This is a genomic window from Paenibacillus peoriae KCTC 3763, assembly GCF_000236805.1.
Lineage (GTDB): Bacteria > Bacillota > Bacilli > Paenibacillales > Paenibacillaceae > Paenibacillus > Paenibacillus peoriae.
In genome coordinates this window covers 15,575-31,474 of record NZ_AGFX01000049.1, presented here as the reverse complement: position 1 = coordinate 31,474, position 15,900 = coordinate 15,575, and the positions used below count along the sequence as shown (strand labels likewise).

Annotated in this window: 15 protein-coding genes; 13 read left to right on the top strand and 2 right to left on the bottom strand. The window is 40.7% G+C overall.

What is annotated here, in order from left to right:
• The first annotated feature begins 25 nt into the window (after positions 1–25).
• Entirely contained in the window at positions 26–607 is a 582-nt protein-coding gene (locus KQI_RS0126465) for a response regulator transcription factor (protein ID WP_025722456.1), read from the top strand.
• An 86-nt stretch (positions 608–693) separates the two neighbouring features.
• Here the strand turns inward: KQI_RS0126465 and KQI_RS0126460 are convergent, their stop codons facing one another.
• Positions 694–1,125, bottom strand: coding sequence for a helix-turn-helix domain-containing protein (locus KQI_RS0126460; RefSeq protein ID WP_010349931.1), 432 nt, complete (start codon positions 1,123–1,125; stop codon positions 694–696).
• A 102-nt stretch (positions 1,126–1,227) separates the two neighbouring features.
• On the opposite strand from KQI_RS0126460, the gene KQI_RS0126455 reads away from it, so the two are divergent.
• From KQI_RS0126455 to KQI_RS0126405, 11 genes are all read left to right on the top strand, one after another.
• Positions 1,228–1,488, top strand: a complete 261-nt coding sequence (locus tag KQI_RS0126455) for a helix-turn-helix domain-containing protein (RefSeq protein ID WP_010349930.1) — start codon at positions 1,228–1,230, stop codon at positions 1,486–1,488.
• A gap of 55 nt (positions 1,489–1,543) precedes the next feature.
• Complete coding sequence (locus KQI_RS0126450) at positions 1,544–2,953, top strand: DUF3801 domain-containing protein (RefSeq protein ID WP_010349929.1); 1,410 nt, start codon at positions 1,544–1,546, stop codon at positions 2,951–2,953.
• Positions 2,954–2,961: 8 nt separating this feature from the next.
• Positions 2,962–4,827: a VirD4-like conjugal transfer protein, CD1115 family gene (locus KQI_RS0126445; protein ID WP_010349928.1), complete on the top strand. Its 1,866-nt coding sequence runs from the start codon at positions 2,962–2,964 to the stop codon at positions 4,825–4,827.
• A 93-nt stretch (positions 4,828–4,920) separates the two neighbouring features.
• Positions 4,921–5,244 (top strand): hypothetical protein, encoded by a 324-nt coding sequence (locus tag KQI_RS0126440; protein ID WP_010349927.1) that lies wholly within the window; start codon positions 4,921–4,923, stop codon positions 5,242–5,244.
• A gap of 52 nt (positions 5,245–5,296) precedes the next feature.
• Positions 5,297–6,109: a VirB6/TrbL-like conjugal transfer protein, CD1112 family gene (locus KQI_RS0126435; RefSeq protein ID WP_010349926.1), complete on the top strand. Its 813-nt coding sequence runs from the start codon at positions 5,297–5,299 to the stop codon at positions 6,107–6,109.
• Positions 6,110–6,268: 159 nt separating this feature from the next.
• A complete protein-coding gene (locus KQI_RS27375) occupies positions 6,269–6,664 on the top strand; it encodes a PrgI family protein (RefSeq protein ID WP_010349925.1) in 396 nt (131 codons plus the stop codon).
• Positions 6,615–8,984 carry a VirB4-like conjugal transfer ATPase, CD1110 family gene (locus KQI_RS0126425; protein WP_010349924.1) on the top strand — a complete coding sequence of 790 codons (2,370 nt, stop codon included), beginning with the start codon at positions 6,615–6,617 and terminating at the stop codon, positions 8,982–8,984. Before KQI_RS27375 ends, KQI_RS0126425 begins: the two co-directional genes overlap by 50 nt.
• A complete protein-coding gene (locus tag KQI_RS0126420; protein ID WP_010349923.1) occupies positions 8,981–11,176 on the top strand; it encodes a C40 family peptidase in 2,196 nt (731 codons plus the stop codon). The genes KQI_RS0126425 and KQI_RS0126420 overlap by 4 nt, the downstream gene beginning before the upstream one ends.
• An 8-nt stretch (positions 11,177–11,184) precedes the next feature.
• On the top strand, positions 11,185–11,988 hold the full coding sequence (locus tag KQI_RS0126415; RefSeq protein WP_010349922.1) for a hypothetical protein: 804 nt from the start codon (positions 11,185–11,187) through the stop codon (positions 11,986–11,988).
• 24 nt (positions 11,989–12,012) lie between these two features.
• Positions 12,013–12,300 carry a hypothetical protein gene (locus KQI_RS0126410; RefSeq protein ID WP_010349920.1) on the top strand — a complete coding sequence of 96 codons (288 nt, stop codon included), beginning with the start codon at positions 12,013–12,015 and terminating at the stop codon, positions 12,298–12,300.
• Positions 12,301–12,359: 59 nt separating this feature from the next.
• Positions 12,360–13,628, top strand: coding sequence for a TcaA second domain-containing protein (locus KQI_RS0126405; RefSeq protein WP_138984836.1), 1,269 nt, complete (start codon positions 12,360–12,362; stop codon positions 13,626–13,628).
• Positions 13,629–13,781: 153 nt separating this feature from the next.
• Here KQI_RS0126405 and KQI_RS0126400 read toward each other — a convergent pair whose 3' ends face one another.
• Positions 13,782–14,108, bottom strand: coding sequence for a helix-turn-helix domain-containing protein (locus tag KQI_RS0126400; RefSeq protein WP_010349918.1), 327 nt, complete (start codon positions 14,106–14,108; stop codon positions 13,782–13,784).
• Positions 14,109–14,412: 304 nt separating this feature from the next.
• Here KQI_RS0126400 and KQI_RS0126395 point away from each other — a divergent pair, with 304 nt between their 5' ends.
• The gene (locus KQI_RS0126395) at positions 14,413–15,294 is read left to right on the top strand and encodes a hypothetical protein (protein WP_010349917.1); all 882 of its coding nucleotides are present in this window, start codon (positions 14,413–14,415) and stop codon (positions 15,292–15,294) included.
• Positions 15,295–15,900: the final 606 nt, after the last annotated feature.

Below are 15,900 nucleotides of genomic sequence, written 5' to 3'. Positions count from 1 at the left end.
TTTTACTGCTATAGGAGGGAATTTGATGACCCAAATAAATGTTATGTTGGTTGAAGATGATCCAGTATGGGAGGATTGCTTGTCTTCCTTCATAGAGAGAGAACAGGATTTGAACGTAGTCAGCTGCGCGGCGAGTAAAGAGGCTGCAATCAAGGCTTACAGAGAAAATAACGTTGATGTTGCCTTGGTTGATGTTATGTTAAGTCCTAACGAATGTGACGGACTAGATACGGCCTTGGAGTTAAAGCAGCTAGGACTTACCAATATAATTATGTTGACCGCTTTAAACGACAAGGAGATCATTCTGGATGCCTTTGATAAAGGCGCTGTTAATTATATTACTAAAACATCTTACCGGGACATTCCAAGGGCGGTACGTGAAGCCTATGGTGATAATCCAGGTATTCATCCTGATGTGTCCGCTGTGATCGTTTCCGAACTGAAAAAGGAACGGAAGTTAAAGTATATCCTGACTCCTACTGAGAGAGAGGTCTATGATCTTCGGGAAAAGGGTATGAATAAAACGGAGATAGCAAAGGTGCTATTCAAGTCTGTCGAGACTGTAAAGAAGCAAATAAAGCAAATACAAATCAAAATAAGAGGCTGACCCTATGTGGTCAGCCTCTTATTTTGATTGAGGGGGTATAAATTTGGCCCTCCCTTGCTTTTGTCGAAACCTGTACGATATAGCTATCACCTGTTATTTAATATCGAATAAAGAAGGGTGTGCAGATTATCACGTGATTTTTCATCCAACTCATCTAAAGCTGTTATTAAAGGGGTGATTTGCTTTAATACTGGGAGAATATTGACCGTTAGTAAGAGTTGTATTGTTTTGATTTCTACATCTGTTAGTTCGTCTAACAAACCAAGTAATTGTCTCTTTCCGGAATGATCCAGTTGCGGAGCGGGCAATAAGCCGGCAGGAAGAATGTCAGAGAGCGATATTTTGAGAGCATTACAAATCTGTACTAGGTTTTCGATGCTGGTTGAACTGCCGTTTTCGATCTTACTGATCGTACCTTGTGATGTGTTCGATAACACACCTAATGTCGTAGTGGACATTTTTACTGCTTTTCTGAAATGTTTTATATTTGCTCCAATTATGCTGTTTAGCTGATCCATTCACTTCACGCACCAGTGCTGAAAATTTTACTTAAATCATAACAGAAAAGAATAAGTGTTGCCCGTTACTTAAATAATTATTCGTATAAGAATAAAAATCTGTTGACTAAAATATTCGTTTTCGAATATAATGTGATCAAGGAGGTGCGAGTCATTTATAAAATTAAAAAAAAGAGAAAGGAGAAAGGTTGGACTCAGCTGAAGCTTTCCGAAAAATCGGGAGTTCCGCAGCCGACCATATCCCAAATCGAGAAAGGGAATCGCAAGTACCCGACTCATGAAAATATAAGAAAGCTTGCTAAGGCGTTGGAGGTTGATATTAGGGAGCTTGAAGATGAAAGCGAAGATATAGCAACAGTGTGATGGTCTATGAAACGTGTACTGTTCCAGTGAAAAATTCGTAATGAGGAGCGATAGAATGCCTGATATCGGCGGTGATGTTTCGACAATTGTTACGCGAATGGCTTCTGACTTTTCCAGAGAAACCGCTAAAATGACTAATGAATCTATAAAACAGATGTTGATATTCCTCATCAATAAGGCTAGAGAGCAGGGCGATAAGCCGGGCGAGAAATCGTTAAAAAAGCTTCTTTCCAGTAAGGATGAAATTAAACTGTTTGATCTTGATAAGAGTAGACTAAAGGAATTTGCTGAGAAAGCTAAACGTTATCAAATTGCTTATGCTGTGGTTGAAGATGAAGGCCGACATTCTGTTTTCTATAAACAAAGCGACGAAGTTCGTGTCAAAAGTATTATTGAAAACCTTATACAAAAAGAGCTGACTCCGACTGATCGCACCGATAAGCAGCCTGAAAGAGCATTACCTTATCAGGTAGTTGGAGAATCAAGTATCCGGGTTCCTAATGCTGTGCTGGATATGAACATTGAATTTCATCGTGAATTGGCAGCAAAGGAAGGTATCAATTTAAGTGATCTACAAATGGATAACGCACGTCTCGAAAATGAAAAGGCAGTAAGAGAAAATGCAGGTGCGCCAAACAACGGTAAAACAAAATATGAGGTTGTTGGTGACAACGAAATTAAGGTTAACGATGCCGTGTTGGATATGGATGTTGGTTTTCAACGCGAATTAGCTGAAAGGGAAGGGGTTGATACTTCTTCATTCACTGACCCACACAAAAATATGTCCGACGAACGTTACCTGCAAGCAGTCGATCTTGCGAGGCAGGCCGGGGAAATAGCGATTCCAAAACTACAGTCCGAGCTTAATGTCGGCTATGGTGAGGCGAGAAGCCTTATTGATCGCATGGAATCAGAGGGACTTGTATCTCAATATGATGGCTCTAAACCGCAGTTATACATCGGCGGACAGGTCAAGGAAGCTGAGATTCAGGCCGAGACTCAGCAGGAAGTTCCAGACACTATTCCTGATTTCCTCAAACAGAGAGAGGAAAGACAATCTGAGCCAAGTAAGCCTGAGCCAGAACAGCAAGCGGTTTATGAACGGCTTGAGGGAAATAAAATAAAAGTTCCGTATGTAACACTAGATATGAATAATCCTCAACATCGTGAATTGGCAGAAAGTTACGGAATTAAGGTTAATGAGATTGACTTCAAACGTGAAACGTCTGACTTGGCTATTGAAAAGGAAGAAGTGAAGGGCAGGGAATCCCTCACAGAAAGGTTAGGTGCGACTGGTAAGGGGCCAGTACAGGATGACAGGGCCTCAATGGTACGCGACATGCTGCACAGAGTTAATACTCGCATGAATTTAGATGAAAGAAGGCAACAAATCAGACCGCTAGTGGAAGCTCAAAAACAGGCTCCACCTACAAAAAATAGAAGTAGGGAGAAAGGGGGGAGGTAGTTACTGTAATGACCGATCAAGAAAAACGGAGAATACAGAATAGGAATTTTTTGATCTTCTGTGCGATCCTTTATGTTGCTGTCGCTTATATAACCTCACATGTACATCATGTGATTGAGCTTTCAGGGAAGCCATTTAATATTGAAACTGTGGACATAAAGCAGCTTACCGAAGCTTCTAAGGCCAGCATGATCAATAATATTTTCGTTTTACCAAGTGAGAAAACACTTCAAATCTTATTCTTTGAATTGATCGCTGTATTCATTTTTGCACTATATAAGATTACAACTCAAAAGAACCTTATGCCAGGGAAAGAGCATGGTTCTGCTAAATGGGGGGGGAATGCGGAGAGGAATCGCATAAAGAACAGCAAGGATCAATTCGCTAATGTTATCTTGACTCAGACTGAACGGCTTAGTCTTGATTCAAAGAAAGTAAGGAAAAATTTAAACCTTTTAGTTATTGGTGGAGCTGGTACAGGGAAAAGTAGGTTTGTTGTAAAGCCTAATATACTGCAAGCTAACACAAGTTTTGTTGTAACAGATCCTAAAGGTGAGCTGCTTCGGGATACGGGGCATTCACTGGTACAGCAAGGCTATAAAGTAAAAATATTTAACTTAATTGATATGTCACAAAGCTGTAGATATAACCCCTTTGCCTACATCAAAAAGGAGAGTGATATTTTAAAAGTCATTAACAATTTGATCAAAAATACGAGTGGTGGCAGCAAAAATGGATCTTCTGATCCCTTTTGGGAAAGTGCAGAAAAGGCACTTTTACAAGCCGTGTTCCTCTACATTTATTATGAGCTGCCAGAGTATGAACATAATTTCAAAACAGTTTTTCTCATGTTGAGACTGGCAGTAGTGAAAGAGGATGAAGAGGATTTTAAAAGCGAATTCGATTTATTATTTTCAATGCTTCGTCATGAAAATCCTGATCATATGGCAATTAAACAATATGATGTTTTTAAAATGGCTTCCGGTAAAACTGCAAAGAGTATATTGATTTCCGTTGGTGTCCGACTTTCACCATTCGGCATTGAGGATGTTGAACGGTTACTCAGTGACGATGACCTGGAGCTACAAGCGTTAGGGGAAGAGAAGACGGCGCTGTTTGTAGTAATACCCGATAGTGATACGACCTTTAATTTCCTTGTTGCTATGATGTATTCCCAACTATTTGATGCTTTGTATTATCAGGCGGATTTTGTGAATGGAGGAAGTCTGAAATATCATGTGAAGTTCTGGCTTGATGAATTTGCGAATATCGGGCAAATCCCTGACTTTGACAAACTTGTCGCTACAATGAGAAGCCGGAATATATCAGTTGCTCCGATTATACAGAACTTGTCACAGCTTAAATCACTCTATAAAGAAACCCATGAAACAATTATAGGTAACTGTGACTCGATTTTATTCTTGGGAGGCCAAGAGCGTACCACGCTTGAGTGGGTTAAGGTAGGGCTTGATAAACAAACGATTGATACCAAGAATACAAGTCAATCAAGGGGCCGAAACGGTTCTTCCAGCACCAGTTATGGAAGCCAAGGCCGCGACTTAATGACTATCTCCGAGCTTTCACGAATGCCAGATAATAAGTGTATTCTCTTCGTCCGAGGACTCGATCCTTTTTATTCAGACAAATATAAACTGGAATCTCATCCTAACTACAAGCTGCTCTATGAAGCGAACGAGGATAATTACTTTGACTCATCAATGGGCTGGAAAAAATCCTTGGCCTCCGATCCGATTGCTGAATTGGTGAACATGCGAGTTCCCGATAAAGAGCTGGAGGAAAGGATGGAAGAGTTAACTGTTGTAAATGTTGATGAACTGGATATTTTGGAAAAGCAAATGGATGAGCTAATTTAATCAGCCAAGTTGGACATTGCTCCTGCATACGTGAAATACCCATTTTTCCAATATGAAAACTAAAATTGAAATATGAAAGAGGTAGATTTTTAAATGAAAAATTTTATCATGAACACTCTTAAAAAACCTATGTTTGCAAAAGTCCTGTCCTTGTCCTTTACCCTCATGCTGGTGGGCACTAAAATTTATGCCACAGGTGGGGGGGCAGAGGGAATGGATCAGTTTGATGGTGTTATTGAAGTAATTGCTACTTGGGCAGGAAGAATCGGCCTCGTGGTTGCCTTCTTTGGAGGTATTCAAACAGCATTAGGTTTTAAACAAGATGATGCCGACGGAAAAGTTCGCGGGATGAAGACAATGGCGGCAGGGTTTATGGTCTTTGGTATCTCCAAATCACTGACACTTTTCGGATTGTAATTGTGAGGGGGCTTATCGCCCCCTATCTCAAAAAAAGTGGGTGGTGAAATAGTTGGCAACTTCTCCGGTTGAGGATATAAAATCTGCTTTTGAAGGCTTTAGCGGAATTATTACAGAAGTTACAGGGCTGGTAAATCAGGGGCCATCCGAGTACCCGGGAGTGTACTCGGTCATAACAGAAATTCATCAAGCCATTCTACCTGTTGCATACAGTCTGCTAACCCTATATTTTTTACTCGATTTTATGAACAAGTCAATGAACTTCGCGTTTTTTAGGTGGGAAACGGTCGTCTCTTGTATGTTGAAACTGGTGTTTGCCAAGTTAGTCATGGAACATACACTCGATTTGTTGAACATCATTTTCCATGTATCCTCTTATGTTTCAAGTCTTGTGGGAACTACTGGATCGGACGCATCGCTTTATAAAATAGATTTCTCAGCTATGGAAGCTGAGTACGAAAACATGGGCTGGTTCGATCAAAAGCTCTATGCAGTTAAGCAAATGCCTTTTGAATGGATATTACAGGGTATCAAGATCGTTATCATGTTGATTGTATTTGGGCGACTATTCCAGCTATTAATATACACGGCTGCTGCCCCTATTCCAATAGCTTCATTCATACACGATGAGCTTAAAGAAAAGGCCAAAAGATTTGTATTCGATTATGCCGCGGTCTGCTTACAAGGAATCATCATCATCATCGGCTGTATTGTATACGTTGCGATAATAGCCAATGTATCATTCGGATTTTTCACCGGAAACGGAGCTAATATGGAGCTTTGGAAAGGTATGCTGACTGCCTTGGCTTTACTGCTTGTTGTGATCAAATCAGGATCGTGGTCAAGAAAGATAATGGGCGACTAGTTCAGAGTGTACACAAAATTTAAGCCTGGTCCAGCTGCAGATCCGGAAGTATGTATACAAATTCAAAGCCGGCAGCCTGGAAGATTCCGTTTTTTTGTGTACATTCGCCGTTTTTTTCGAAATCGCTAAACACAAATGAGTACACAGGTTGGAGGTACTATGATCGAGATAAGAATTCCCAAGGAGATAAGAACCTATAAAGAAAAATTGTTCTTTGGTTTAACACTCAGACAGTTGATTTGTACCCTAATAGCCGTTGTGGTTAACGTGCCGCTGTACTGGTTTGGCAGGGACGTTATAGGAGCTGATGCGGCAAGCTGGGTGGTTATATTCGTTGCGATGCCATTATTCTTAATCGGATATTTCAACTATAACGGTATGACCTTTGAACAATTTATAAAATCTGTGATTCAACAGGAGTTCGTTTATCCGCAGAAAAGAAAATATATCACTTTGAATATGTTTGAGCTGCTTACAACAGAAAACCAAAAGGGGGGGAAGAAACGTGCTGTTTCTAAACAAAAAAAGCGCAAAAAAGAAAGCGAGAATTCCTAAATCAAGTCAACAATCCATTCCCTATTCTACAGCTTCTGAGGACGGAATTTTGAAACATGGCAAGGATCGCTACTCTAAAACCTTCTCTTATGTGGATATTAATTATCAGGTTAGTAAGCAGGATGATCAAGAAGAAGTGTTTTCGAAATACTGCGAGTTTTTAAATTTCTTTGATGACACTGTTAATCTCCAGGTAACCATAATCAATAAAAGCTTTAACAAAGAAGATTTTGAGAGCAGAGTAATGATTAAGTCGCGGAATGACCATATGGAGCCGTTTCGTGAAGAGTACAATCAAATGCTGAAACGCAGAATATCGGGCGGCAAGAATGAGATAAAAAAAGAGAAATTTGTCACGGTTAATATTGAATCTATTTCAATGGATGAAGCGCGCAACACCTTCCTGAGAATGGAGAGAGAGACGCAGGCCGTATTTAAAAGGATGGGTAGCTCTATCAGTGGGTTATACCTCAATCAACGTCTGGAGCTGCTGCATGATATTTATCGTATGGGTCAAGAAGGCCACTTTACTTATGATCCAATAGAGCATAAGAGAAAAGGACTTATCACCAAAGACCTTATAGCTGCGGACTCTCTCACCTTTAAACGGGATCATATGATAATAGGCGATAAATACGCAAGGGCTATTTACATCAAAGATTTACCTACCTTTCTAAACGACAAATTTCTTAGCGAGATTACAGACTTCTCTTTTAATCTGATAACGACTATGAATATCAAGTCTGTGGACTCTTATAAGGCGCTCAGGATCGTTAAGAAGCAGATTACAGGCATGGAAGCTAATAAGATTGAGTACCAGAAACGAAGTCTTAAAAACGGCTATCTGGAGGCTTTTATCCCTCATGAACTAAAGCACTCGCTTACAGAGGCAAATGAGCTTTTGGATGATTTGATCAATAAAAATCAAAAGATGTTCCTGACAAACATTGTGTTGATTCATTTTGCGGATACGCTTGAGGGCTTGAATAAGGATACTAAAGAGATTTCAGCCATTAGCAGTAAATTCCTTTGTCAGACTGGTACATTACATTACCAGCAAGAAGATGCTTTGAATTCATGCTTACCATTTGGACTAAATCTGCTTAAAATATCACGGACGTTGACTACTGAAAGCACAGCAATTTTCATGCCATTCACCAACCAAGAATTGTTTCAGGAGGGTGGAATGTATTATGGGCTGAATGCTGTATCGCGAAAACTGATTATGTTTAACAGGCTTTCGCTGGATACACCGAACGGCTTTATATTGGGAACGCCGGGTTCAGGTAAATCCTTCGCAGCTAAAAGGGAAATGGTTAATGTGCTTCTCAACACAGATGATGATGTTATCATTATCGACCCGGAGCGCGAATACACACGGCTTGTATCCAATTTCAAAGGGGAAGTTATTCATATTTCTGCTGGATCGAAGAACTACATCAATCCGCTGGATATGACAATGGATTATGCAGATGATGATGACCCATTAATGCTTAAATCTGACTTTGTACTCTCTCTATGCGAGGTAATAGTCGGTGGGAGATACGGCCTTACACCAAAGGAAAAATCAATTATTGACCGATGCTTGAAGCTCACATACCACAAGTACCTACAGACGTTTTCGAAAGATGATATACCGACACTAATTGATTTTTATGAACAACTCAAGCAGCAGGAAGACCCGGAAGCTATCGAGATCGCTACAGCGCTTGAGCTTTATGTTAAGGGTAATCTGTCTGTCTTCGCTAATAAGACAAATATCAATATAGATAACCGTCTTGTATGCTTCGATATTAAGGATTTAGGTAAGCAGCTCAAGACAATGGGGATGCTGATTGTCCTTGACCAAATCTGGAACCGGATCACCCTTAATCGTGGCAAGGGTAAGCGGACATGGATATATATTGATGAAATTTATTTGCTCTTTGCTAATGAATATTCAGCGGCCTTCCTATACGAACTGTACAAACGGGCTAGAAAATGGGGAGGGATTCCAACAGGAATCACCCAAAACGTGGAGGATTTGCTTAAATCAGACCTTGCACGAACGATGCTTTCTAACTCTATGTTCTTGATGATGCTCAATCAGGCTAAGTCGGATCGCCGCGAGCTGGCGACTTTGCTGGACATATCGGAAACGCAGCTTAGCTATGTGACAAATGCGGATAGTGGTCAGGGGCTAATGTTTATCGGGAACGGTGAAGGCAAGGGGATTGTTCCTTTCCATGACGAGTTCCCAAGGGATACGAAATTATACAAAATGATGACGACCAAGGTTGATGAAGTAAGGGAGGCTAATCTGGAGAGTAATACAGCATGAGGAAGAACAATATCCGCACTCGTACTTCATCTAAAACCACCGTCAGGAATGTATATGCTAAGGGCGTTCTCAATAATAAAGTGAAGTCTAACCGGAATATGGCTGCTCATCCCTCCAGTGACCGAGGGGTGAAGTCCAGATTACGCAGCCATATTTCAAGGGAAAGCCAGAATGAAAAAATAAAGACCACCGTCAGCAACACACATGTTAAGCGTGGCCTGAGTAACCGAGCGAAGGTTAACGGGAGGACGGCTGTTCAGCCCTCTAGCAGTGATAGGAGGATGAGCGCTAGGCTACGCAGCCATGTTCCAAGGGAAAGCCAGAATAAAAAGGTGAATCCCACTGTCAGGAATACACATGTTAAGCGTGGAGTGAAGGTTAACCGGAGGGCAGCTGTTCAGCCCTCCAGCAGTGACAGGGGGATGAAGGCTAGGCTACGCAGCCATATTTTAAGGGGAAGACAGAACAAAAAGATAAAGACTACTGCCAGGAACGTATCTGTTAAGCGTGGCCTAAGTAACAAAATGAAGCTTACCCGAAGGACACCTGTCCATTCCTCCAGCAGTACCGAAGGGATCAGGGCTGCACTACGGAATCATATTTCAAGGCAGAGCAAGGAAAAGATAAAAACCGCTGCCAAAGAGACTGCAAGGCAACTTGCACGGACAATAGACCCTCATGATCATGAGGAAGCACATGATGCTGTTACATCCTTGGAGCTTCCGAGGGACGGGGTAAAAAAAACAAGAAGCGCTTATAAAAATATTAAAAAATCAACAGACCGGATTAAACATGCCAACCATTATATAAAAAATCGCCGCTACCGTGTGCCGACTATCTCAGCGCATCGCAAAGTAAAGGGGAATATTGCTACTAAGGGCGGCTCTAAGAGCAGTGTCAACAAGATCAAGACACTAAGCAGTAAGTATGTACCCAAAGGGCGGTATACATCACTTGGCCTTAAAACAGGAATGAGGAAGGCTGCTTCTTCTGCTGCTTCCTACCTGAGACTTGCTGCTCAACAGGCTGCTAAAAAGTTCGTAGCGGCTATAGTAGCTAATCCCAAGGTTTGGATTGTAGGAGCGGCAATAGCGGCGGTAATCTTTTTCCTGATGATGTTAACAAACAATTTGGGAGGAACCACCACATCTTCAGCTGGTTCGTTTTTTATGACAGATGAAGAAAATGCTAGACAATATAAGAATGTGGTTGAGAGGCTTGATAATGAATTTCAAGATGAGATCAGCCGACTTCAAAATAGTAGTGGTTACGATGATATTCGAACTGATTATATGAATGAAGATGGTTTTGCCCATGCTAGTTGGGTTGAAATGTTCGCGATACTTGCAGTTCAATTCGAACAAGATTTGGAATTCACAGATGAGCAAAAAAAATTCATGGAGGAAATTCACGGGAAGTTCAATGTTATCGAAACAAGGACACAGACTTATACAGAAAGAAAGTGTTCTAGGGACAGCGAAGGAAATAGAGACTGTGACACGATAACTAAAAAACGGCTGATTATTGAGATTTACACCTATGACATGGAGGATATTTTTGAACAGATTGGTTTTAACGAAGAACAGCAAGAATGGGCTAGGCGGCTTGTTACATCGGGAGCGATACAAGAGCAGTTCCCTGATTTGGCCCAAGAATTACCCGGAGGGGGAACCGGACCGGGGCCGGGGATTCCGCCGCCTGAATTTACTGGTGATGTAAGCGAGGCAAGGAAAAAGCTGATTGAAGCTGCTCTAACACTGGAAGGAAGGGTGAAGTATTTCTGGGGTGGGAAAAGCGGCCCCGGTTGGAACGACAAGTGGGGAACCCCGGTTAAGGTAACAGCGCCGGGAAGTAAAACGACCGGGACATATCAGCCCTACGGGATGGATTGCAGCGGCTTTATAGATTGGGCATTTAAAACAGCTGGTCTTGGTAACTCATTTTCTGCTGGCGGTACATCCTATCAATGGGGGCAAACCTATGCGATCAAGGAAAGCGAGCTAATACCCGGAGATTTGGTATTTAAGAACGTACCAGGGCAGGGCGGTGTGAATCATATTGGTATTTTCATCGGCAGAGACAGTAAAGGTAAAGCAATCTATGTACATTGTCAGGGAGGAACGGGTGTCATTGTAAACAGTTATAAAGGCTTCAAGTACCCGAGAAGACCCTTATTATTTTCAGGAGAGTAGGTGAATATGTGCGAAAGCGTTTTGTCTCTAGTATAGCGATTGTTTCTGTAATCTTCTTTGCGTTATCCGCTGGTTCTTCCTTTGCAGCAGAAGCCACTAAAACGCCGCCGCCTTCGAAGAAGGCGGCAAACCAGACAGATAAGTCTGAACAGAAGCCAGTTACTAACGGATCAACAACTAAACCACCCAATAACCTCATACAGCCAGAGGCAGAATCTGCGGTAGGGAACATGCTTCAAATAAGTGCTGCTGTTCCTCCAGGCTTCGATAAAACGATCCTTGTTAATTTCACTTCTACTGACAAGGAAAACGTTATGGCCCGACTGGATAAGCTGAGCGGATATACGTATGAAGAAGACGTGAAACCAGGGACTTACAAAGTTGATTTCATCAATGTTGTGGGGGAAAATGCCACGGATTATAACATTAATTCGCCGGAGAAAGTAATCGTCAAGAAAGGCAATACGGTGGAATTCAAAATACAGCTTTCTTTGAAACCCACTGCCAAGCCCCAAGAAGAGCGTTCATCAAATGGGGAACCTACAGAGGCGAGCATCGAAAAAATGCTGAACGGGACGGAATCGAACGGGAATCAGAATACTATTACAGAGCGTGGTGTTCAAAGCTCCACAGATAATGCTTTAAGTGAAGTAGCTTCTGTTAAACCAACTGAAAAACCACAGCGGCAAAAATTCACCGTTGAACCCCAAACACTGAAAATCATTATTGGGATCGCTATTATTGCTTTGTTGGCACTCATGGTATTTCTTTATAAACAGATTAGTTACAAGCATGACTACTATGATTGTTAAGGATTTTTTGAAGGAGGTTTTTTTGTGGAAGATAAACTGCTAAAGCTGATGGAGAAAGAAGAAGCTTTGAAAAAGAAAAAGGAGAAAATTGAGGAAGAATTACGAAAGGTAGCCAAACAGATCAAGGACGTTGAGCATCAACAAAAGGTAAGGAATATTGAGGATAGTATTGTGGTTTTGAGTAACCACGGCATTAATTTGAATGATGTAATCAAGGAAATTCAACAAGGGAGATTTGACCATTTGAAGAAGGCTTCTGCTGATGCTGGAGGGAATGTGTCCGGTGAGGTTGGGGCCGCAGGGCAAGGTTAAATCATTATATCCGTGGGCTGAATGATCGCTATTCAGCCCTTTATTTTGAGGGGAGCATTATGATGCTGAAACAGAAAAAATGGATGTTTGTCAGTCTTGGCGTAGTTGTATTGCTTGTGATCGCTGGAGTAATTGTAGCGAATAAGAGCACCTCAAGAGAAGGTGTCCTAGATAAAATCAGCGCGGCAATAGATAATAACGATACAGAATTGCTCATATCTGTAATGCCTGATCAAATACAAGCCTATCCAACGGTGGAGGATTCGGCTAAGTATTTTTTGAAGACAGCTGCGGACAACAAGGAGCTGACAATGCAACTTTTGGATAAGGAAAATTCTGATGTAGCAAACAGCGTTAAAGAAATGCGCGTGAGCGGAGATTTTCCATTCAGTGTAGAAAAATCGGGGAAGAAGTTGCTGTTTTTTGATAAATACGTGTTCTTGCCTAAAGAAACTTATGTGACTTTTAAAGACCTCGGCAATGATGTTATGTTGAAACTTAATGGTAAGGAAGTGCAGCGAGAGGACTTACAGAAACCATTACTGGCGGGAAGCTATGAAATTGAAGCCTTCAGGTCATCTGCATGGACGAGTATTGCTGATAAAAAATCAATAACAGCTGGGGAAAAGCCGAACAGGGAACTATCATTCGACTTAACAGGGTATGTTTTGGACTTGTCAAAGGAACTAAAGGGAGCGGAGATTCTATTCAAAGGTGAAGGGACAGGAATTCGCGTTGGCGACCCTAAATCAGCGGAGTTTGGGCCTATAGAGGAATCAGATGAGAAAGAAATACAGCTTTCCGCACAATTCCCTTGGGGAGAAACAATAAGCTCCAATTATGATAAATCATATTATACCCTTGGCAGCGGATCACACTTCTATTTCATTCCTGATAAAAAATTCGCTAATGGGCTGTTTCTTGGTTTTGCAGAAGAATACGCTCAAGCAAGTGTCAAGCAAAGTGTTGAGCCTTTTAAAAGTACCACAGACAAATTCAGGGTTAAACAAGTTAATGCTTATCAGCCTTCAATGTTTGGTAATTACTCTTATAATTTGATTAAAACCTATTTTAATAAGGAAACGCCCAAAATTGTTACTGACAAAGAGGGTAATCCGGTCATGCAGTTGGATGGAATCATTCGATTAAATAGATTGAAAACCGATTATCATAGGGAAAAGGAGTATGTCTATTCCCTTTCCTTGAAAGCTTTGTATGATGAGGGAAAGCAAACATGGAGTATTGATGAGGCAAACTTAGGCTCTTTTGCGACTGTTCCTAATCAAAATGAAGAGGATAAATACGTTATCACGAGTGCGAAAAAATAGAAGTGTACACATAAACAAGAATGGCCACTCTGGATCAGCACGGCTATTCTTGTTTTTTGTACACATTAAACGATTCCGGATTGAACCGGCAGCTCGCATTTTGTATACATATTATGAAAAATTGCACATGCCTGGCTAGGCTATTGTACAGTTTTATACTTCATCAAATACCTCTTTCAAAATGTTGAGTGCTTTTCTTTGCTCTTTCTCGCTTCTTTTTAGAAGCAATGCATGGATTGTCATAATATCCTCGCTGTCTTGCCTTCTTCCTAAACTCATAAATTCAAAGAACTCAACATTCAGGGCGTTTGAAATTTTTAGGATAGTCTCAATTGTGATGTTGCTTTCACCACGCTCAACTCTGCCGACAAAGGAGAAAGATGAGCCTATTTCATCTGCTAAGGCTTGCTGTGTTAATCCCTGTTCAGTTCGTAATTTCCTTACGATAGCACCAATTTGTTCAGCGATTGTTTGATTCATATAAGTTATCTACTCCTCTTACTAAGAAGTTTAGACAATTGCTGAAATGTATTGGAGCCACTAAGAGATTCAAAGTTTTTAAATATTGTCTCTATATGTGTCATGAGTTATACTGTAAATATCTTCAAGAGGAACAATGTTTTGTCGATATGTAGTTTCATGATCAAACTTCTCGATACAAGAGAAATTTGACTAATGGGGATTTTATTGGGTATATTTGTAATAAAATAGGGAAAATTTCTACCTGATTACAGCTAAGAGACTCTTTATAGTGAAGTAAATCTATTATACGGAGGCGTTAGTATTGGAGAACCAGAACGATATAGACAATGAAGTTTATTTGCTGTCGGATCATGTACATGCTTTAGATAAAGGTTTTGAGTTATTCCGACTAAATTATAGGCAGAACAATTGGGACGAAGCGGATCGTGTTGCTGATCACATTTTATCCTTGGCAGAACGTATGTATGAAACCAAGAAAAAATGGGGCGATCTTATTATTCCTTTAAATCAAATGGTGAAGCGTCCTTTGATATTCTATTTTGGCTATGGATTTTTAGCAAAGTCTATCGTTTTCCAGAAGCAAGCTCGTTTTGATCTTGCTAGAGAGTACATAGCTAAATATGCGGATTTGAGTTGGTATGAGAATGCCACGGATGAGGACATGGAGGAAATCGAACGTTTTGAAGGATTTGCGGAGGCCAACGGTTACGCCGTTGATTTGTTATCTGGCAAGAGGGAATTATTAAAAGAGTATGTTGATTTTATACATGAGAATGATGAAGAAACACTGCCCGGATTAGTCACAATTTTCGAGGCTGCAAATTTGAATGAATGGAATATAGACGAATATTACTACTATAGCTCTATTCCTAAGCAGCTAGATGCTTTTTCTGAGCTTGAAGACCTTGGGAATCGCGTGTACTATGCAAAGCTGCTTAATCAACTTGCAGCATACAATTTGAATCAGCAGCGGTACGATATCGCAATAAATTATATCCTTGATTATATGCAAATAGCGGTTACAATGGACTTATACAGGGAATTTATTACAACTATAAGGATGTTTGAAAACGTTCGTACATTCGCTACCACAGAACAACTTATGAAGTACCAAAATATCTTACAGGAGGTGCATCATGAAAAAAGCATTAGTAGCTACATTTATGCTGATGACATTTCTTAGTATTGTGATTCCGGTTTCCTCTCCACCTTCAAATCCAACAATTTCTCCATTTAATCACGGCGTTAACGGGTAGAGCAAAGGCCACTTGCAAAATGCAGGTGGCCTTTCGTTTTTTATAAGTGCTAATGTGTAGCGTTTCGTCTCGATCTCGTCCGTGATGTTATAAGCCAAATATGGATTGGAATTGATACTAGAGAATAAACGATAAATGCTAAATTGAATATTGTCTTATGCTGAAAAGTTTGTGCTTGAATATAGTTACAGGATAGATACATAAGTATTGCTGAGACGAAAACGTATTTGTTGTATTCCTCTTTGCTCGTGCTGATCCGCAGGATTACCGCATGAAGCCACGCTACAAAAGACAAGATGGCTATAGTAAATACTGTTGCCATATCTTCACGCTCCCTTCTAGTAATATTATACCCATTAAGTGAGAGAATTAGCCCTGTACACATATTATCGGCTTCAGATCCACGGCCATGATATTTTCTGTGTACATTTTATTTGCTGCAGCAAATGCCAGGGCAAAAAATCGTACACATCAAACATAAAAAAAGTGAAGCAAACAGGTGTTTCAATCCCCCGGTTCATCGGCCCTAAATC

Excerpts from the sequence above, each read along its gene's own strand:
- KQI_RS0126465 (WP_025722456.1), top strand. The coding sequence starts at position 26 with ATGACCCAAATAAATGTTATGTTGGTTGAAGATGATCCAGTATGGGAG.
- KQI_RS0126460 (WP_010349931.1), bottom strand. The coding sequence starts at position 1,125 with ATGGATCAGCTAAACAGCATAATTGGAGCAAATATAAAACATTTCAGA.
- KQI_RS0126450 (WP_010349929.1), top strand. The coding sequence starts at position 1,544 with ATGCCTGATATCGGCGGTGATGTTTCGACAATTGTTACGCGAATGGCT.
- KQI_RS0126445 (WP_010349928.1), top strand. The coding sequence starts at position 2,962 with ATGACCGATCAAGAAAAACGGAGAATACAGAATAGGAATTTTTTGATC.
- KQI_RS0126440 (WP_010349927.1), top strand. The coding sequence starts at position 4,921 with ATGAAAAATTTTATCATGAACACTCTTAAAAAACCTATGTTTGCAAAA.
- KQI_RS27375 (WP_010349925.1), top strand. The coding sequence starts at position 6,269 with ATGATCGAGATAAGAATTCCCAAGGAGATAAGAACCTATAAAGAAAAA.
- KQI_RS0126420 (WP_010349923.1), top strand. The coding sequence starts at position 8,981 with ATGAGGAAGAACAATATCCGCACTCGTACTTCATCTAAAACCACCGTC.
- KQI_RS0126405 (WP_138984836.1), top strand. The coding sequence starts at position 12,360 with ATGATGCTGAAACAGAAAAAATGGATGTTTGTCAGTCTTGGCGTAGTT.
- KQI_RS0126400 (WP_010349918.1), bottom strand. The coding sequence starts at position 14,108 with ATGAATCAAACAATCGCTGAACAAATTGGTGCTATCGTAAGGAAATTA.